Genomic DNA, 17,405 nt, shown 5'->3' on the forward strand with positions numbered 1-17,405 from the left:
AAGGACTCCTGAGGCAGTGATGTTTCATACATGTCTAGCAACATGTATTTAATATGATCTTGGTAATGTATTCGGTCAAGAGGCTTTTTCACTGCTGACGTTTTCTGACAGGGGGCTCTGCTAAGCTGCGGCACCTTTGTTTTTTGGCGGGGCTTTCCGTGTCGCGTACCACTCGTCTACTGACTTTGCTCCAGGCTTTACGCGGTAAGAAACGCCCGGTGACGGCTGCCGTGCTGGCGGCGCAGTTGGAGGTTTCCGAGCGCACGCTTTACCGTGATATCGCGGAATTAACGGCGCTGGGAGCGCCGATTTTCGGCGAGGCGGGGGTAGGTTATGTGCTGCGCAGCGGCTTGTTTCTGCCGCCCTTGATGCTGAACGCCGAGGAAACCGAGGCCATCGTGCTTGGCTTGCGCTACGTGGATCAGCGCGGTGATGACGTGCTCAGCCGCGCCGCCGCCAACGCTCTGGCAAAAATCGCCGATGTGCTCGACCCTGCCGCCCAGGAAGCCTTGCGCAACCCGACGGTGTTGCCCGGCCCGCCCGGGTTCGGTTACCCGGAGAACCGTGTGCCGCTGAATGTGTTTCGCGAGGCCATCCGCAACCAGGCCAAGCTGCATATCGATTACGCGGACGCCAGTCAGACCCAGAGCCAGCGCCTGATCTGGCCCCTGGCCCTGGGCTTTTTGAACGAAGTACGGGTGATCGTCGCCTGGTGTGAGTTGCGTGGCGCGTATCGCACCTTTCGTACCGACCGTGTGGCGAGCGCCGAGGCCCATGGCGAGCGTTATCCGGGGCGGCGCAGCGACTGGCTGCGCGGCTGGCGCAAGCTGATGGAACAGAATGAGTCCGGGCCGTTTACTCCTGACAAAAACTGACACAACCCTGGCTTAGCATGGCGTCACAAATCATCAAGAAAGGAGCTGTGCCATGTCTATTCCTGAGTTGGCACCGGCCATCGTGGCCTACCTCGAAGCCGCCAACGCCCGTGACACCTCGGCGGTCGCCCGCTGTTTTGCCGACGACGCCAATGTGTTCGACGAGGGGCAGCATCAAGTTGGCACTGCTGCCATCGCGCGCTGGATGGAAGACACCGCGCGCCGCTACCAGCCAAGGGTGGAAGTGCTCAAGGTGCAACACCGTACGGGCAAAGTGTTGGTCAGCAATGTGGTGTCAGGCAATTTTCCCGGCAGTCCTTTGGAGCTGCGCTACACCTTTCGCTTGAACGAACAGGGCAAGATTTCGCGGCTGGATATTTCCCTGTAGGTCATACTGGCGGACATGACTTTCGACTCGCCCCTCGCAGCCTACCAACACGCCATCGCTCAACAGGGCTTCTTGGCCGACGACGCCCAGCGCCGTGCGGTGGACGCCCTGCAAACCTGCCATGAAGCCTTGCACCAAGGCCGTACGCCGATCACAGGCGTTTACCTGTGGGGGCCGGTGGGCCGTGGCAAGACCTTGCTGATGGATCAGTTCTACCAAAGCCTGAGGGTGCTGGCGCGTCGCCAGCATTTTCACCACTTCATGGGCTGGGTGCATCAACGCCTGTTTCACCTGACCGGCACGCACGATCCTTTGCAGGCGCTTGCTCGGGAATTGAGCCGGGAAGTGCGGGTGCTGTGCTTTGACGAACTGTTCGTCAATGACATCGGGGACGCGATTATCCTGGGGCGCCTGTTTCAGGTGATGTTCGAGGAAGGCGTGGTGATGGTCTGCACCTCCAACCAACCGCCCGACCAGCTGTATGCCGATGGTTTTAACCGCGAGCGGTTCTTGCCGGGAATTGCGGCCATACAACAGCACCTACAGGTGGTCGCGGTGGATGGGGGAGAGGATCACCGGTTGCATCCGGGTGTGGGCCTTCAACGCTATTGGGTCAATCAGCCCGAGGCGCTGGCCAGCGTGTTCACGCAATTGGCCGAAGGCCAGCCAACCCGCAGCGGGCTGGTTGCTGTGGGGCATCGCTCCATCGTTGCGGTGCAATCGAGCGACACCGTGCTGTGGTGCCGTTATGCCGATCTGTGCGAGCAACCCTTGGCCGCCATGGACTTCATGCAGCTATGCGATCGCTTCAAGGCGATTCTACTGGGCGAAGTGCCTAACCTTAGCGCGCAAAAACGACCTGGCCGGATCGCTCGTGGTACCGAAGATGGTGCGCAGCGAGTGGTCGCAGGTGATCGCGAATTGCCCGAGCTGTCGGTGCACGACGACAGCGTACGGCGGTTCATCGCCTTGGTGGACGAGTGTTACGACCGTAAAGTGCCGTTGTACATTGAGGCGCAGGTGCCGCTCGAACAGCTCTATACCGAGGGTTACCTGGAGTTTCCTTTCCGCCGTACCTTGAGCCGCCTGCAAGAAATGCAATTGCAGCGTTTTGCCTGAGGCCTGTGCGAAGAAACCTGTGGAACGAGCAGTCCCGACTTTTTTAGGGCGATAACCTTGGCGTTTTCAAACGCCTATTTGTAGTTTATCTCCTTCAGTTAACGGCGCTTCCACGCTTACAATCATGCCTCTCAAAGGGAGCCGAATCCCTTGTTGCCGTTATCGAGGAAGGAAATGGACACCCCTGACATCCTGGTGCTGCAAGCCAGCTACACCAATGCCGTGCATGCCGAAGCCATCGCTTTGGTGCTCAACCATTACGCCGAAGATCCCATGGGGGGAGGGCACAGCCTGGACCCGGATTTGCTGGCGCAGTTGCCGGCAGAATTGGCCAAGCGTGCGCACGCGTTCAGCGTATTGGCATTTGTGAACGGAGAGCCGGCCGGGCTGGTGAATTGTTTTGAAGGGTTCTCGACCTTCGCGTGCCGCCCATTGGTCAACGTGCATGACGTGGTGGTGATGGATCAATTTCGTGGCTTGGGCTTGAGTCAGAAAATGCTGCAAAAGGTCGAGGAAATCGCCCGTCAACGCGGCTGCTGCAAGATCACCCTGGAAGTGCTCGAGGGTAATGAAGTGGCGAAGTCGGCTTATCGCAAGTTCGGGTTTGATGGTGCCAAGTTTGATCCGGCTTATGGTGCGATGTTGTTTTGGAATAAGCCTTTATAAACTATTGGGTTTAACCAGAAATAAAAAAGGCGCCACTGAGTGGCGCCAAATTAACCCTTGTCAACGGAGCGGAATGACAAAGGTGTTAACGTTGCCTTAACTTTTGGGTTGCGCTGTATCATTCACGTTTGGCTGCTTTACATCACTGGAGGCTGTTTGTTCCGCTGTACCGTGCGCTTTGTCCTGCATGAACTTGAAGTTGGCATAAAACTCTTTGGAGCGCTCTGCGCCGCCCTCGGCGAAGGCGGCAGCGGAGGTCAGGGTCATCAAGCCAGCAAGCATCAGAGTTGAGAGTTTCATCGTCGGTAGTCCCATAAAGTGTGATCGGTGTCTGTTCTCTTAGATCAGACTCGTGGGGCCGATTATGTGCAGGGTCGATTAAGCGAAGCTTAACTGGATAGCCTCCAACCTTAACGATTTCGTTAAGGTTGGAGTGCGCGCGGAGTATGTTTTAAAGCTTCCAATCCAGTGCAAGCGTTACAGTACGCGGGTCGCCCCAATAAACGCCGTTATAAAAGCCGACGCGTTCGTAATATTTTTTATCAAATAGATTATTGACGTTGATCGACGCAGAAACCTGTTCGTCAAACTGGTAGCGCGACATCAGGTTGACCACGGTGTAGGCCTGTTGCGTGATTTTCGCGCGTTCGGTCACCAGCCTGTTACCGATGCGTTGCCCTGTAGGCCGGTTGCTGAATTCGTAGATATCGCTCTGCCAGTTGACCGCGCCGCCCACCGTCAGGTTACGCCATGCTCCTGGCAACCGGTAGGCGCTGGAAACCTTCACCAGGTTGAGCGGCTGCCCGGTGTTGTTGCGCTTGTCCGTGCCATTCACCGAGTGGGTGTAGGTGTAGCCTGCCGTCAGGTTCCAGTCCGGCATTACTTCGCCGGCAACCTCCAGTTCAAAGCCGTTGACCTTGTTCCCCTTGCCGCCGGACTTGTAGTACTCCTCACCGGTGGTTGGGTTGAGTGGCACCGAATAATCCCGTTCGGCAACGTTGTCCTGCTTGCTCCAGAAATACGCGGCCGCGACGTTCAGGCGCTCATTCAACAGACTCCCCTTGAGCCCGACCTCATAGTTGCTGCCCACCACCGGTTCCAGGTATTTGTTGCTGACGTCCTTGAGGCTCTGCGGCTTGAAAATGTCGGTGTAGCTCGCGTAAACGGTGTACTCCGGCGTGATGTCGTAGAGCAAGCCGGCATAGGGCGTCCACATATCGTTGTGGGTCTGGCGGGTCTTGTTGGCCCTGAGTAGCTGATCATTGTCATCGTATTCGGGTGCCGCGCTTTCCAGTTCCCAGCTGCCATAGCGGCTTCCGAGTACCGCGTGCAGGCGGTCGGTGAGGCTCAGGCGCGTTGCCAGGTAGCCGGCTTTCTGTTGCTTGCTGCTGTGCTCGCCCTTGAGACCGGTGACGGTGTCGCCGAACTTGCCGATCCCGCCCATGTATTTCCAGTCTTCGATCGTGTAGTAGCCGTCAGGAATGTTGCTGCGCATCACCGGGGACACGTCGCGCTGTGTCGCCTCTCCATACCCCATCATCAGTGCATGTTCGCGGCCCAACAGGGCGTAGCTGCCGGCGAGGTTGAGGTCGACCGCTTCCATTCTCGAGGTGCTGCGCATGTGGCTCGCCCAGGCGGTCATGCCGCTGCGGTCGTCATTGGGGAAACCCGCGCCGCCGTAGTACACCTTGCCATCCGTGTCGCTTTGGCGATGGGTATAGGCGGCTTTCAAATGCCAGTCACCGCTGAGCCGATGATCGAGGGTGGCGAAGGTGGTCTTGTCCGTGAGTGGCCAGGAACTCCAGTGCGCCGCCATGTTGGTGGAGCGGGACAGCCCGGCCTTGCCACCCTGGCTGTTCCAGTAGGGGACGGTGCCCCAGGAGGTGCCTTGGACCTGCTTGTTCTGGTAATCAAAGCCTACGGCCAAGACCGTATCGTCTGAGAGGTCGCCTTCAAGGATGCCGTAGCCGACCGCCCGTTGTAGCCCGTAATTGTCGCGAAAGGATTGGCTGTCCCGGTAGGCCAGTACCGTCCGCCCGCGCAGCTTGCCGTCAAATGCCAACGGGCCGCCCACGTCCATGTAGCTGTAGTAGTTGTCATAGCTGCCGGCCTTGACCCCGGTTTGCGCCTGCCATTGGGCCGTCGGGCGTTTGCGCACCATATTGACCGTGGCGGAAGGGTCGCCGGCGCCGGTGGTCAAGCCCGTGGCGCCCCGCACCACTTCGATGTGGTCATAGATGATGGTGTCGGAATCGGACTTCATGTAGCCAAACGTGTTGAGCATCCCGTCAATCTGGAAGTTGCTGATGCCATAGCCGCGCGATGAATAGGACACACGGTCCGAGTCATTGTGCTGGACGTTGACCCCCGTGGTCTGGCGCAACACCTCGGTCAAGGTATTGAGATTGAAGTCATCCATCTGCTGGCGCGTGATCACCGAGATCGATTGCGGGGGTTTCCTTGACGGACAGGTTGAGGCGGGTGGCGGTACTCATGGAGCCGGTGGTGTAGGCCCCGGTGTGTTCGGTGGTGGCGCCCAGGCCTTCGGCGGAGATGCGGGTGGCGCCCAACTCCAGGGCTTTGTTTTCGGGGTCGGTTTCCGCCAACAGAGCAGGGCTGGTGGCCACACTGAAGAGGCCGAGGGTGAGGGTCATGGAACGGGTGAAAGGCGCGAACATCGCGGAAGACTCCTTGTCGTCTTTGCGGCCTTTCCGGTCGGAAAAGGCCATGGTTCAAAGACGAAAGGAGGGGAGGAACTTTAGGCTTAAACGAGAATGATTGTTATCTTTCTGTTACAGCGCCGGTTTTTCCTGAAGCACAACGTCGGTGGGACTGACTTTTTTCGGCTTGATCAGGCTGAAGTCGATCAGTGGTTTCTGCTGACGCAGGTAGGGGTTGCCGATCATTTGTGGGCGGGCCGTGAAGCTGTCGCTCACCAGGCTTTTCGTGCGGTCCAGCTCTTTGAAGCTCAGCCCGGCAAGGTCTGCCCAGGTGTGAATCAACTGCGAACTGCTGTAGGGCCGCTGTAAATCGCCGGCGAAGCTCCAGTCGTGGGTTTCCCGCCATTTTGGCGAGGCATACGCCATGAAGGGAATGGTGTACATCGGCGCCGTCGGCTTGGCTTCGTTTCGCCCCAGGGTGGCGTGGCCCGCCGAGTCGAACACGTCTTCGCCGTGGTCCGACAGGTACAGCAGGAAGCCATTGGGGTCGGTCTTGGCGTAGTCCTTGATCAGGCTCGAGACCACAAAGTCGTTGTACAGCACCGCATTGTCGTAGCTGTTGTAAGTGGGCAGTTGATCGTCGGTCACGCCTGCCGGTACGCCCTGGCGGTCGGTGAATTTGTCGAAGGTCGGCGGGTAGCGGTATTGGTAGCTCATGTGGGTGCCCAGCAAGTGGACCACGATGAATTTACGTTCCGCAGGGTCCGCCAACGCCTTGGAAAACGGTGCCAGCACATCGCCGTCGTATTGACGGGCGTTCTGGTTGCGGTTGTTGTTCAGGTACACCTGTTCGTCGGCCTGTTCGGAAAAGGTCGTGAGCATGGTGTTGCGCTTGGTCATGGTCTGCTGGTTGGTGATCCAGTAGGTCTTGTAGCCTGCCTGTTTCATCACGCTGACAATCGACGGCGTCTTGAGGTACAGGTCCGGGTTTTCTTCGTCGGCGAAGGTCAGTACCTGTTGCAACGCCTCGATGGTGTAGGGGCGCGGGGTGATGACGTTGTCAAACACCGCCAGTTGGTCGCGCAGTTTGTCCAATTCCGGCGTGGTGTCGCGCGGGTAGCCGTAGAGGCTCATGCGCTGACGGTTGGTCGACTCACCGATGACCAGCACCAGGGTGGACGGCTGGCCGGCCATGGTGTCCTTCAGGTTGGTGAGCGGTGGAATCTGGCTGGCGCTGTCGAGCATGCCTTGCATGTTGTCCAACTGCTCGGTGTAGCGGCGGTAGGCGACGATCATCTGCCACGGCACAGCGGGTTCGATGCGTGATTCAAAGCGGTCGATGGCATCGTCGAGGGTGTCGCTGCGGGCGATCTGCTTGACCAGCGGGTAACCGACGATGCCCACCAGGATGGCCGTCGCCGCTATCAGTGCCTGGCCGCGTGGCAGATAGACCGGTCGTACGCGTGTCCATAGGAAAATAGCCACGGCGGTGTGGGCAATGAACGCCAGTACGATCCACCAGGCGAAATACTGGGTTGCGTATTCGCCAGCTTCAGAGATGTTCGACTCGAACATGATGAAGATGACGCTTTGGGAAAATTCCTGCTGGTAGATGAAGAAATAACCCAGGCTGGCCATGGAACAGGCCCACAGCACCACACCGATCAAGGCGGCCAGCAAACGCGTGCGGCGGGGGAATATCAGCAGCGGCGCCAGCCAGATCGCACTCATGAAGAAGGCCTGGCGGAAACCACTGAAGCCGGAGGTGCCACTGAGCTGAATCAGCAGTTGGGTAATACCCGAGAAGTACCAGAAAAACACGAATAGCCAGCCAAGGCCGGCCCAATCAAAGCCTTTCGCAGACTTCGTGCTGCGTTCGAACATCGCCATCCAGCGCTCCAACCCGATAATTTTTCAGTCGACACGCAGGGCTGCGCGCAACAGAGGCCACCCTTGCATGGGGTGGCCCTTCGGGCGGGAGTATCGGGAGAGGCGTGTGAAAACTTTGTGAGATTTTCGTAGGCGTAATCTTACAAAGCGATGACAGGGCTTAGCACAGCAGTGGCTGGGCGCCGGAAGGCTGGTCCAACTGGGCTTGGATGATGTGCGAGCGCAGGCGCAAGACTTCTTGCTGCAATTGTTCGCGTTCGTCTTTCAACTGGCGCAACTCGTCGCGTCGAATGGTGACGTAGAGGGTCTGTGGCGGACGATTCATCTGTGCAGTGCTCATTGCTTACCTCGCAAATAGCCGGTGTGTCGCGGTGTGCCAGAACGCTTGAGTCGAGGTTCTCGGCAGCAGTCAGGACAATTCTGAATTCTTTTTGCGGGCAATGGAACTTTTTTATTTTTGATGGTCGTGTGACTTTTCGTGTCGTGATGGTGAAATGGTGGCAGCTTTTTTCCATGAAACTACATCGATATCCGCCTGACTAACCCTCATTGGCCTCATTGCGCTATAAACTATGCACACATTTTTTTAGTAGTTAGGAGCATCAGCACATGCAACTGGGGATTATCGGACTAGGCCGCATGGGCGGGAATATTGCACGGCGCCTGATGCTCAATGGGCATACCACCGTTGTTTACGACCGTAACGAAGCATTTGTAAAAGGCCTGAGCGAAGAGGGCGCCACCGGCGTTGCCGACCTCAAGGCACTGGTGGCCGGGCTGCAAAAGCCACGCACCGTTTGGGTGATGCTGCCTGCCGGCGCACCCACTGAAGACACCATCAATGAATTGAGCACGCTGTTGGAAGACGGTGACGCAATCATCGACGGCGGCAACACCAACTATAAGGACGACGTCCGCCGCGCCAAGGCGCTGGCCGAAAAAGGCCTGCACTATGTTGACGTCGGCACCTCCGGCGGCGTCTGGGGCCTGGAACGTGGCTACTGCATGATGATCGGTGGCGACGCCGAGACCGTGCAGCGCCTCGATCCGATCTTCAAGAGCCTGGCCCCAGGCCTGGGTAATATCCCGCGCACCAAGGACCGTTCAGACAGCGCTGACCCGCGCGCCGAGCAAGGCTACATCCATGCCGGTCCTGCGGGTTCCGGGCACTTCGTCAAGATGATCCACAACGGCATCGAGTACGGAATGATGCAGGCGTTTGCCGAAGGTTTTGACATCCTCAAGACCAAGAACTCGGAAAACCTGCCCGAAGACCAACGCTTCGACCTGAACGTCGCCGATATCGCTGAAGTCTGGCGCCGTGGCAGTGTGGTTTCGTCCTGGCTGCTGGACCTGACCGCCGACGCCCTGGCCACCGACCCGAAACTCGACGGTTACTCCGGCTCCGTGGCCGACAGTGGCGAAGGCCGCTGGACCATCGAAGCCGCCATGGAACAAGCCGTGCCGGTGCCAGTGCTGTCCACCTCGCTGTTCGCACGTTTCCGTTCGCGTCAGCAGAGCACTTACGGTGACAAAATGCTGTCTGCCATGCGCTTCGGCTTTGGCGGCCACGTGGAGACTTCCAAAAAATGACCGCCAACGGCAAGAAACCCAAGGCCGAACCTGCCCCGCCCACCACACTGTTTCTGTTTGGTGCCCACGGTGATCTTGTCAAGCGCCTGCTCATGCCGGCGCTGTACAACCTCAGCCGCGATGGGCTGCTGGGCGATGGCCTGCGCATCGTTGGCGTTGATCACAACGCCATCAGCGACGCCGATTTCGCCAAGAAACTCGAAGACTTCATTCGCACCGAAGCAGCGAGCAAGGTCAGGGGTAATGGCGAAAACGCCCTGGACTCTGAGCTGTGGGCGCAACTGGCCAAGGGCATCAGCTACGTCGAGGGTGATTTCCTCGACGACGGCACCTACGCCGACATCGGCAAGAAGATCGCTGACAGCGGCACGGGCAACGCGGTGTTTTACCTGGCCACCGCACCGCGCTTCTTCAGTGACGTGGTGCAGCGCCTGGGCAGTGCCGGCCTGCTGACGGAAACTGACGACAGCTTCCGTCGCGTGGTCATCGAGAAGCCGTTCGGTTCCGACCTGGCCACCGCCGAGGCGTTGAATGCCAGCCTGCTCAAGGTGATGAGCGAGAAGCAGATCTATCGCATCGACCATTACCTGGGCAAGGAAACGGTGCAGAACATCCTGATCAGCCGCTTCTCCAACGTGCTGTTCGAAGCGTTCTGGAACAACCATTACATTGACCACGTGCAAATCACCGCTGCCGAAACCGTCGGCGTTGAAACCCGTGGCAACTTCTTCGAGAAGACCGGCACCCTGCGCGACATGGTGCCCAACCACCTCTTCCAGTTGCTGGCGATGGTGGCCATGGAACCGCCCGCAGCCTTTGGCGCCGACGCCGTGCGCGGTGAAAAGGCCAAGGTGATTGGTGCGGTACGTCCTTGGTCCTTGGAAGATGCTCGGGCCAACTCGGTTCGCGGTCAGTACACCGCCGGAGAGATTGGCGGCAAACAACTGCCGGGTTACCGCGAAGAAGCCAACGTTGCCCCGGATAGCAGCACCGAGACGTTTGTCGCCCTCAAGGTGATGATCGACAACTGGCGCTGGGTCGGCGTGCCGTTCTACCTGCGCACCGGCAAGCGCATGAGTGTGCGTGACACCGAGATCGTCATCTGCTTCAAGCCTGCCCCTTACGCGCAATTTCGCGATACCGAAGTGGATGAGCTAAAGCCCACCTACCTGAAAATCCAGATCCAGCCCAATGAAGGCATGTGGTTCGACCTGCTGGCGAAAAAGCCTGGGCCGACCCTGGACATGGCCAATATCCAGCTGGGTTTTGCCTACAAGGACTTCTTCGAAATGCAGCCGTCGACCGGGTACGAAACCCTGATTTACGACTGCATGACCGGCGACCAGACCTTGTTCCAGCGCGCGGACAACATCGAGAACGGCTGGCGTGCGGTGCAGCCATTTCTCGATGCGTGGAAGGAAGACGACGGGATCCAGGCCTACAAGGCTGGTGAAGACGGCCCGGCCGCCGCCGATGCACTGCTGGCCCGTGATGGTCGCACCTGGCATAGCCTCGGATGAGTGATGCCGCGGTCCATCCCATCCGTTTTATCCTGAGTGACGTGGACGGCACCTTGCTGCATCCCGATCACAGTCTCAGCCAACGCACCGCCGACGCGGTGCGGGCCTTGCGTGACAGCGGGGTGTTTTTCAGCCTGGCCAGCGGGCGCCCGCCCAAGGCCATGCTGCATCTGATCGAAACCTTTGGTATCGATGTGCCCGTGGCCGGTTTTAACGGCGGCACGCTGATCAACCCGGATGGCAGCATCCTGGTTGCACACCATCTGCCGGCGGAGGCGGCGCTGGTGACCCTGGCGCTGTTCTCGGCTGAGCCGGACGTGGAAGTCTGGGTGTTTGCCGATGGCGACTGGCTGCGCCGCGACCCGCCAGGGCCGATGGTGCAGCGCGAGGCCGATGGCCTGGGCTACGGGCCGATTGTGGTAGAGAGTTTTGAGCCCTACCTGGACCGAGTGGATAAAATCGTCGCGGCCAGCAACAACACGCAATTGCTGGTGGAACTGGAGGCGCAGTTGCAGCCCAAGGTGCAAGGGCTGGCTCAGGTGTCGCGTTCACAGCCGGTGTACCTGGATGTGACGGCGATGCTGGCTAACAAGGGCGAGGCCTTGAAAACGCTGGCTGCACACCTTGGCGTCCCGATGGAACAGACGGCAGCTATAGGTGATGGCGGCAATGATCCGGCAATGTTTCACGTAGCCGGCTTGTCGATTGCCATGGGCCAGGCTGAAGAAACCGTCAAGCGCCAGGCCAGCGTTGTAACCGGTAGTAATATCGAGGACGGTGCCGCAGAGGCCATTGAACGGTTTATTCTGGCCGCTCAATAAGCGTCATACGCTCTAACACTGAACTTGCGCTTATCTAAACCGATAAGCGCAAGTTGCCGTGTTGGATTACTTTGGCATTGCCCAGGATTGCAACTGGTAGCCACTTTTATCAAGCTCGGCGCGGGCCTGCAACAGCAGGTCTTCCAGTTGTGCCGGGTCGGTATAAGCGCTCGAAGACAGTTGTTTGCTGCCGATACGGTTGTTGGTGCGGTCGATGACGCTCAGGCTCAGGGCGCCATTGCCGTCATGCCAGGCCACGCACTGAAAGGGCTGGAAGGCACGGTCTGCGATCAAAAGAGCTTCGTTGATGCGGAGCGGGGCGTTCATGTGGGGTTCTCTCTCATTGCCCATTCAAGTGAGTGCCGGCGGTTGGGCTGACCGTGCGGCGGGTTACTTGTACTGATGCACGATGGCGGGGTACGGGTCACATGTTAGAGCAACTATTTTCAACTTTTAGTGATTAACGTCATGTAAGCGGCTGTTTTGAAAGCTGAATGAAAGTTTCGCTGGCGTGTAATTTTTTTTGCGTAAAGACGCGCAAGGGGCTTTTTGCCGGGGCTTATAGCGAAACGGTACAAGGTACGCGTCAAGACCTTGCTAGTGTTAGCGCCAGGCGTTACAAACCGTTGTTTCTAAATAACTTTAACAATTTTGACGCCAAGGAATAGTCATGGTTGTTACACCTGTGCAGCGTCGCTTGCTCGTGGTCGACCCCTGTGACGACTGCCATGGGCTATTGCCCGGTTTGCGCACCGCCGGGTGGGAAGTGGACAGCTGTACCCTGGAGGCCGTGGGCGACCGGTCCTGCGATGTCGGCCTGCTGCGCCTGCAGCCCTATCACCTGGAGCGTCCGGAAGCGGTCAAGGAGCTGATCGGCCGCAGCGGCACCGAGTGGATCGCCGTACTCAGTCAAGACGTGTTGCGCCTGCAGAACGTCGGTGACTTCGTTTGTGAGTGGTTTTTCGATTTCCATACCTTGCCGTTCGATGTGGCCCGCGTGCAGGTTACGCTAGGGCGTGCCTTTGGCATGGCACGTCTGCGCGGCAAGGGCCATATGCCAGTGGACGAACCTGAGCATGAGTTGCTGGGTGACAGTCGACCGATCCGCGAACTGCGCAAGTTATTGTCCAAGCTTGCCCCCACCGAATCTCCGGTGCTGATCCGTGGCGACAGCGGCACCGGCAAAGAGCTGGTGGCCAAGACCCTGCATCGTCAGTCCCAGCGCCACGCCAAGCCGTTTGTGGCGATCAACTGCGGGGCGATTCCTGAACATTTGATCCAATCCGAATTGTTCGGTCATGAGAAGGGCGCGTTTACCGGCGCCCATCAGCGCAAGGTCGGGCGTATCGAAGCGGCCAACGGCGGCACACTGTTTCTCGATGAAATCGGCGATCTACCGATGGAGTTGCAGGCCAACCTGCTGCGGTTTCTGCAGGAAAAACAGATTGAGCGCGTCGGCGGCAGCCAGCCGATTCCCGTGGATGTGCGGGTGTTGGCCGCGACTCACGTCGATCTGGAGGCTGCGGTAGAGAAGGGCACCTTCCGCGAAGATTTGTATTACCGCCTCAATGTCCTGCAAGTGATCACAGCCCCCCTGCGGGACCGGCATGGCGACGTGGCGATGCTGGCCAACCACTTTTCCCGCTTTTACAGTCAGGAAACCGGCCGTCGTCCGCGTAGCTTCAGTGACGATGCATTAGTGGCAATGGGCGAACACGCTTGGCCGGGCAACGTCCGCGAGCTGGCCAACCGAGTCCGGCGCGGCCTGGTACTGGCCGAAGGGCGCCAGATCGAAGCCGTTGATCTGGGATTACACGGCCAACAGGCAATTTCGCCGCCTATGGCTACACTGGAAGACTATAAGCACCGCGCCGAACGTCAGGCGCTGTGCGACGTGCTCAACCGGCACAGCGATAACCTGAGTGTGGCAGCCCGTGTACTGGGGGTTTCCCGGCCCACGTTCTACCGGTTGCTGCATAAACACCAGATCCGCTAGGGCGGGTAAACCGAAAAGCCCCGCAACGACCCTTATCGTTGCGGGGCTTTTCCTTGTGTGGTTGTAGTGAGCGGGCTTGCCCCGCGCTGGGTGGCGAAGCCGCCCTAAACTCAGGCTCCTCGGTCTAACAGAAGTATGGAGGCGTTGTTATCGGGGATGCTTCGCCTCCTGGCGCGGGTGGTGCGACGATTCGACAAGCCCGCTCACTATAATCAGAAGTAATACGGGAATTTCAGGCTGAACGTAAAGTCCGGCGCATCATCTGTCATCCCGATCGCCAGGTTCGGCACGATCGTCAGGTTATCCGACGCCGCAATCGTCATGCCCACGTTGAAGTAACCGGCATTGGCATCGCTGGACACAACGGACTGCCAGTCCCCGCCATTGGGCTTGAGCTTGCTTTTACGCTGGATCAGGTCGGACACCGAGAACGACATACTCATCTTCTCGTTCAGTGCAAAGGCAACACCGACACCCAGTTGAAAGCTGTCGCCCAGGCTGACCTTGCCGCCGACTTTCTGGTTGACGTCACTGCTGATGTCATCAAACGACTCTTCGAAGTTGTGGGTGTAGGAGAACGAGCCAAACAGCACGGCCGGATCGAACGTCTTGACCAGCGAGATTCCCGGCGTGATCGACCAGACACCGTTACCGGTCGGCAGGTTTTCCGGTACATACAGGTTGTCGTTGGCGGTTGAGCGTACCAACTTGATGCCGAACGGCTCCTTACCGGTAGGCGCCTTGACGCGCAGCGACACCACCGCATCCGGCAGGGTGGGGGTTTCATCCAGGAATTTGTACGCCACACCGAAGTTGACGTCGCCGATGGTCGGGTCGCGGCTCACCGACTCTTCGGAGGTGGCATTGGCATTGTTGCCCGCACCGCCGGACTGGTAGGTCGATTCGCGGTACACCACCGGCACGTTTACGTCGAACTGCCAGCGGTTATCGAGGTTGTAGCGACCGGTCAGGTCCAGCGTCCAGTTATCCGCCTTGATCCTGTCCAGGTTGATATTACCGAGGAAGATCGAGTCCAGTGCCAGGAAACCGTTGAGCGTGAGCTGGCGTGCATCGTAGCGCGCGTAGGTAATACCGGTTTCAAAGCTGAACTTGCCGTTGCCGAAGAAGCCGCTGGCTTCGTTGTAGAGGTTGCTCACGCTTTGCGCGGGTGCCGAGTCGTCCTTGAGCGACTGCCCATAAGAACTGCCACCGCCACCGCCACCGGCCCCACCGGAGGCGGCCGCAGCGCCTGTGCCTGCCACGGTCGCGCCGCCACTGGCTTTCTGGAAGTCTGCCGGGGATTTGGCCAAGCGTTTGGGCGCGGGCGTCGCCGGTTGGTCCTCCACTTGGCGAACCCGTTGTTCCAATACTGCCAAGGCTTTTTGCTGCACTTCGTACCGCTGCTTGAGTTCCAGAAGTTCCTGTTTGAGGGTCTCGATATCGGCATCTGGCGCGGCATACAGAACGGATGCGGGCAAGAGCGTACTTAAACAGACCACCGCACGTAGCGATAACGATCGATGCATGAAATAAGCCGTCCTTTTCTAATGCGTAAGTGTCGAGGGTCAGCGTAGTTCAATAACCGAGAGTGCGTAGGCCTTTGAGTTGATCCAGATTGCAGTTCAGCGCCGGGTTGTTCAGGCCGTTGTTCATCACTACATTGAGTTGGGTCATGTTGGAGACGAAGTTTCTATCGCCGGTCAACACGGTGCCTTGCAGCACCTGGCCGCCGCCAATTTGCTGGAGGCTATTGCCTTGGTTGTGGTTGCCCTGGATCGCCATCTGCAAGCCGCCATTGTTGGCCGACACACTCACACGACCTGCCGCGCTGTCCCCGGTGACGGTGCCGCCGGCGACCAGTACCTGGCCGGATTGCACGATATTGGACGGGGCGAAGCCGTTCTCGGTGACGTTGATCCCGACATTGTTGTACGCGGTGTTGCCGTCGCCGGCTGCGCGCACGCTTTGGGTCACACCTGTGCCTGTGCCCAGGCCGGCGCCTCCGCTGACGTTACCGGTGCCCGTATTTGGATTGGTGCCCGTACCGGTAGAGCCCGTGGTCTGTACGTAGAATTGTGGCGTGATGGTGGAGGAATCGACTTGCATGCTGGCCTTGCCAGTAATGGTGTCGCCCACGGCATTGGTCCAGGTGCTGCTCATGACAATACCGAAGCTGATAATCCGCCCCGGCATCACATAACGACCGCGCAGCTCGGCCATTTCCGAGTCCTTGAGTTCGATCGGCTTGAACCCCGACGAAGCATGAGCGGGCATTGAGGCTGCCAGACACAAGACCGTCAGCCAACGGGAAGTGTTCATCTTCTGCTCCTGGAGCGTCCTGCCCCTTATTGCGCTTCTTAGAAGAAGTCGCTCTGGATGAAACCGAAGTCCATCAGCTCGGCATCGCCTACGGGCCTGAACTCATTCAACTGGTTCTTGGCGGTCAGTGGCGTGGGCGGGTCGAGCAAGGCGTTGGCCTTGTCGTAACCTTCACCCAGCACGGCGAAGACGATGCCATTCCAACCCTTGACGAAGTCATCGTGTGAATAGCGTTTGTGGCCCAGCACCGGGTCGCCGATATAGACCCAGTCCTTGTCCGCGCGCTGCAACACCACGAAGTGCTTGTAGCCCCGGATTTCCAGCAGCACCACCACAGGGATCTTCACGGTCGCCAGGGTGTCTGGCCCGATCTTGTAGCCCCGGGCACGCATGCCGATGCTTTCGAGGTAGCGCTTCATGTCCAGCATGGAGAAACCCTGGGTACGTACCAGGTCCTGGTCTGCATTGACCAGCATGCCTTTTATGATGTGGTCTTCGTCTACGTCGAGCCAATAGCCCTGGCGCAGGATGGTGGCGAGTGCCGCAGCACCGCAGCTGAAATCGGTTTTCTGTTCCACCAGGTTGGCGAACTTGCGTTCACGGATACTCTCGACCTTCTTGTAGATGACTGCACCGCCAGGCATGGCGGAGATCGCCATGGTGCCTGCCCAGGTCGGGCCGGTGAGCAGCATCAAGAGGGTGAGGGTCGCGAGGCGCATGATCGAATGACCTGTTGGACACTGGAATAAAAAAGGGCCTTGTTGCCAAGGCCCCGTTGGATCAGAAGCGCACGCCGCTGCTGCAGACGCTGCAACCTTGGCCTACAGAGAGGCTGTTGCTGGCTTGGTTGCCGGCACCGGATTGCAGGTTCACACCGATGTTGCCGGAGTTGTTGTTGATCGAGTTGTCGGCACTTGCGTTGTTCGATACGTATTGAGGTTTGCCGCCATGATGGCCGTACCCGGTGGCAGCGGTATTGAGGTAGTTGTTGGCGAGCGAGTTCTGCTCGGTGTTGGCCGCCGCTGCGATGTTTTTGCCATCAGCGGTGGTGATTGCCAGGTTGTTTTTGCCTTGGTTGCCTTGACCGGCCTGGCCGTTGTAACCCACGTTGCCGGAGTTATGGTTAACGGAGTTATCCAGGGAGGCGTTGTTTTGCGTGCCTTTGTTGACGAAGTTGTTCAGACCGCTGTTCTGGTTCACATCAACGACGGCGAATACGGTAGCAAAGTCGCCTTTGGCGCTGGAGATGGCGCCAGAGTTGTCGGCTTGGTTACCACTGCCGGCTTGAATGTTGACGCCGGTGTTACCGCTGTTGTAAGTGACCGAACCATCGGCCGAGGCGTTGTTTTCAGTTTTGGTGTCGTCATATTTGTTGCCGATGCTGTTTTGTACATCGGTAACCACCGAGGCAACCACGCCGGTAGGTTGAGGCGCAGGGTGCCAGCCACCTGCTTGAGCAGCAGCAGCCATGAGTGCGGCGAGAGCGAAAACCATTGGTTTCAGAGCCATTTGAGGTTTCATGGTGTTTCTCCTTGCTTCTAATTAGTTGGTTAAGTGT

The 17,405-nt window shown here is 58.6% G+C and carries 16 protein-coding genes and 1 pseudogene; 8 read left to right on the forward strand and 9 right to left on the reverse strand.

Annotated elements, in window-relative coordinates:
• The first annotated feature begins 158 nt into the window (after nucleotides 1–158).
• The 4 genes from OZ428_RS15025 (at nucleotide 159) to OZ428_RS15040 (ending at nucleotide 3,048) form a co-directional block, all read left to right on the forward strand.
• Nucleotides 159–875, forward strand: a complete 717-nt coding sequence (locus tag OZ428_RS15025; protein ID WP_016979424.1) for a helix-turn-helix transcriptional regulator — start codon at nucleotides 159–161, stop codon at nucleotides 873–875.
• 52 nt (nucleotides 876–927) lie between these two features.
• Nucleotides 928–1,263, forward strand: a complete 336-nt coding sequence (locus tag OZ428_RS15030) for a nuclear transport factor 2 family protein (RefSeq protein ID WP_033897454.1) — start codon at nucleotides 928–930, stop codon at nucleotides 1,261–1,263.
• 15 nt (nucleotides 1,264–1,278) lie between these two features.
• Nucleotides 1,279–2,382, forward strand: a complete 1,104-nt coding sequence (gene zapE / locus OZ428_RS15035; protein ID WP_269133910.1) for a cell division protein ZapE — start codon at nucleotides 1,279–1,281, stop codon at nucleotides 2,380–2,382.
• Between the two features lie 174 nt (nucleotides 2,383–2,556).
• Nucleotides 2,557–3,048: a GNAT family N-acetyltransferase gene (locus OZ428_RS15040; protein WP_033897456.1), complete on the forward strand. Its 492-nt coding sequence runs from the start codon at nucleotides 2,557–2,559 to the stop codon at nucleotides 3,046–3,048.
• A 96-nt stretch (nucleotides 3,049–3,144) separates the two neighbouring features.
• Here OZ428_RS15040 and OZ428_RS15045 read toward each other — a convergent pair whose 3' ends face one another.
• From OZ428_RS15045 to OZ428_RS15060, 4 genes and pseudogenes are all read right to left on the reverse strand, one after another.
• Nucleotides 3,145–3,348, reverse strand: coding sequence for a hypothetical protein (locus OZ428_RS15045; RefSeq protein ID WP_269133911.1), 204 nt, complete (start codon nucleotides 3,346–3,348; stop codon nucleotides 3,145–3,147).
• A 151-nt stretch (nucleotides 3,349–3,499) separates the two neighbouring features.
• A pseudogene (locus tag OZ428_RS15050) lies at nucleotides 3,500–5,726 on the reverse strand (TonB-dependent siderophore receptor).
• A 114-nt stretch (nucleotides 5,727–5,840) separates the two neighbouring features.
• Nucleotides 5,841–7,598 carry a phosphoethanolamine transferase CptA gene (locus OZ428_RS15055; RefSeq protein ID WP_269133912.1) on the reverse strand — a complete coding sequence of 586 codons (1,758 nt, stop codon included), beginning with the start codon at nucleotides 7,596–7,598 and terminating at the stop codon, nucleotides 5,841–5,843.
• A 160-nt stretch (nucleotides 7,599–7,758) separates the two neighbouring features.
• Nucleotides 7,759–7,938, reverse strand: a complete 180-nt coding sequence (locus OZ428_RS15060) for a DUF6026 family protein (RefSeq protein ID WP_269133913.1) — start codon at nucleotides 7,936–7,938, stop codon at nucleotides 7,759–7,761.
• Between the two features lie 269 nt (nucleotides 7,939–8,207).
• Between OZ428_RS15060 and gnd the strand changes: the two genes are divergently transcribed.
• From gnd to OZ428_RS15075, 3 genes are read left to right on the forward strand one after another with little or no spacing between them, the layout of a single operon-like run.
• Nucleotides 8,208–9,191: a phosphogluconate dehydrogenase (NAD(+)-dependent, decarboxylating) gene (gnd, locus tag OZ428_RS15065; RefSeq protein ID WP_021491799.1), complete on the forward strand. Its 984-nt coding sequence runs from the start codon at nucleotides 8,208–8,210 to the stop codon at nucleotides 9,189–9,191.
• Nucleotides 9,188–10,711 carry a glucose-6-phosphate dehydrogenase gene (gene zwf, locus OZ428_RS15070; RefSeq protein ID WP_269133914.1) on the forward strand — a complete coding sequence of 508 codons (1,524 nt, stop codon included), beginning with the start codon at nucleotides 9,188–9,190 and terminating at the stop codon, nucleotides 10,709–10,711. The genes gnd and zwf overlap by 4 nt, the downstream gene beginning before the upstream one ends.
• Nucleotides 10,708–11,532: an HAD family hydrolase gene (locus tag OZ428_RS15075; protein WP_269133915.1), complete on the forward strand. Its 825-nt coding sequence runs from the start codon at nucleotides 10,708–10,710 to the stop codon at nucleotides 11,530–11,532. The genes zwf and OZ428_RS15075 overlap by 4 nt, the downstream gene beginning before the upstream one ends.
• A 66-nt stretch (nucleotides 11,533–11,598) precedes the next feature.
• On the opposite strand, the gene OZ428_RS15080 is transcribed toward OZ428_RS15075, so the two are convergent.
• Nucleotides 11,599–11,859, reverse strand: a complete 261-nt coding sequence (locus OZ428_RS15080; protein ID WP_033897462.1) for a hypothetical protein — start codon at nucleotides 11,857–11,859, stop codon at nucleotides 11,599–11,601.
• A 343-nt stretch (nucleotides 11,860–12,202) separates the two neighbouring features.
• On the opposite strand from OZ428_RS15080, the gene OZ428_RS15085 reads away from it, so the two are divergent.
• Nucleotides 12,203–13,528 carry a sigma-54 dependent transcriptional regulator gene (locus OZ428_RS15085; protein WP_269133916.1) on the forward strand — a complete coding sequence of 442 codons (1,326 nt, stop codon included), beginning with the start codon at nucleotides 12,203–12,205 and terminating at the stop codon, nucleotides 13,526–13,528.
• 212 nt (nucleotides 13,529–13,740) lie between these two features.
• Here the strand turns inward: OZ428_RS15085 and OZ428_RS15090 are convergent, their stop codons facing one another.
• The 4 genes from OZ428_RS15090 to OZ428_RS15105 all read right to left on the reverse strand — a co-directional run bounded on the left by OZ428_RS15090 (nucleotide 13,741) and on the right by OZ428_RS15105 (nucleotide 17,368).
• The gene (locus tag OZ428_RS15090) at nucleotides 13,741–15,054 is read right to left on the reverse strand and encodes a hypothetical protein (protein ID WP_269133917.1); all 1,314 of its coding nucleotides are present in this window, start codon (nucleotides 15,052–15,054) and stop codon (nucleotides 13,741–13,743) included.
• Between the two features lie 49 nt (nucleotides 15,055–15,103).
• Nucleotides 15,104–15,847, reverse strand: a complete 744-nt coding sequence (locus OZ428_RS15095; RefSeq protein ID WP_269133918.1) for a hypothetical protein — start codon at nucleotides 15,845–15,847, stop codon at nucleotides 15,104–15,106.
• Between the two features lie 38 nt (nucleotides 15,848–15,885).
• Nucleotides 15,886–16,566, reverse strand: coding sequence for a C39 family peptidase (locus OZ428_RS15100; protein ID WP_033900357.1), 681 nt, complete (start codon nucleotides 16,564–16,566; stop codon nucleotides 15,886–15,888).
• A gap of 61 nt (nucleotides 16,567–16,627) precedes the next feature.
• Nucleotides 16,628–17,368, reverse strand: coding sequence for a hypothetical protein (locus tag OZ428_RS15105; RefSeq protein ID WP_016979408.1), 741 nt, complete (start codon nucleotides 17,366–17,368; stop codon nucleotides 16,628–16,630).
• Nucleotides 17,369–17,405 lie beyond the last annotated feature (37 nt).

The sequence above is a fragment of the Pseudomonas sp. GXZC genome, assembly GCF_026967615.1.
GTDB classification, from domain to species: domain Bacteria; phylum Pseudomonadota; class Gammaproteobacteria; order Pseudomonadales; family Pseudomonadaceae; genus Aquipseudomonas; species Aquipseudomonas azotoformans_A.

Coding starts and splice junctions, on each gene's coding strand:
- OZ428_RS15030 (WP_033897454.1), top strand. CDS start 928: ATGTCTATTCCTGAGTTGGCACCGGCCATCGTGGCCTACCTCGAAGCC.
- zapE (WP_269133910.1), top strand. CDS start 1,279: ATGACTTTCGACTCGCCCCTCGCAGCCTACCAACACGCCATCGCTCAA.
- OZ428_RS15040 (WP_033897456.1), top strand. CDS start 2,557: ATGGACACCCCTGACATCCTGGTGCTGCAAGCCAGCTACACCAATGCC.
- OZ428_RS15045 (WP_269133911.1), bottom strand. CDS start 3,348: ATGAAACTCTCAACTCTGATGCTTGCTGGCTTGATGACCCTGACCTCC.
- OZ428_RS15055 (WP_269133912.1), bottom strand. CDS start 7,598: ATGGCGATGTTCGAACGCAGCACGAAGTCTGCGAAAGGCTTTGATTGG.
- OZ428_RS15060 (WP_269133913.1), bottom strand. CDS start 7,938: ATGAGCACTGCACAGATGAATCGTCCGCCACAGACCCTCTACGTCACC.
- gnd (WP_021491799.1), top strand. CDS start 8,208: ATGCAACTGGGGATTATCGGACTAGGCCGCATGGGCGGGAATATTGCA.
- zwf (WP_269133914.1), top strand. CDS start 9,188: ATGACCGCCAACGGCAAGAAACCCAAGGCCGAACCTGCCCCGCCCACC.
- OZ428_RS15075 (WP_269133915.1), top strand. CDS start 10,708: ATGAGTGATGCCGCGGTCCATCCCATCCGTTTTATCCTGAGTGACGTG.
- OZ428_RS15080 (WP_033897462.1), bottom strand. CDS start 11,859: ATGAACGCCCCGCTCCGCATCAACGAAGCTCTTTTGATCGCAGACCGT.
- OZ428_RS15085 (WP_269133916.1), top strand. CDS start 12,203: ATGGTTGTTACACCTGTGCAGCGTCGCTTGCTCGTGGTCGACCCCTGT.
- OZ428_RS15090 (WP_269133917.1), bottom strand. CDS start 15,054: ATGCATCGATCGTTATCGCTACGTGCGGTGGTCTGTTTAAGTACGCTC.
- OZ428_RS15095 (WP_269133918.1), bottom strand. CDS start 15,847: ATGAACACTTCCCGTTGGCTGACGGTCTTGTGTCTGGCAGCCTCAATG.
- OZ428_RS15100 (WP_033900357.1), bottom strand. CDS start 16,566: ATGCGCCTCGCGACCCTCACCCTCTTGATGCTGCTCACCGGCCCGACC.
- OZ428_RS15105 (WP_016979408.1), bottom strand. CDS start 17,368: ATGAAACCTCAAATGGCTCTGAAACCAATGGTTTTCGCTCTCGCCGCA.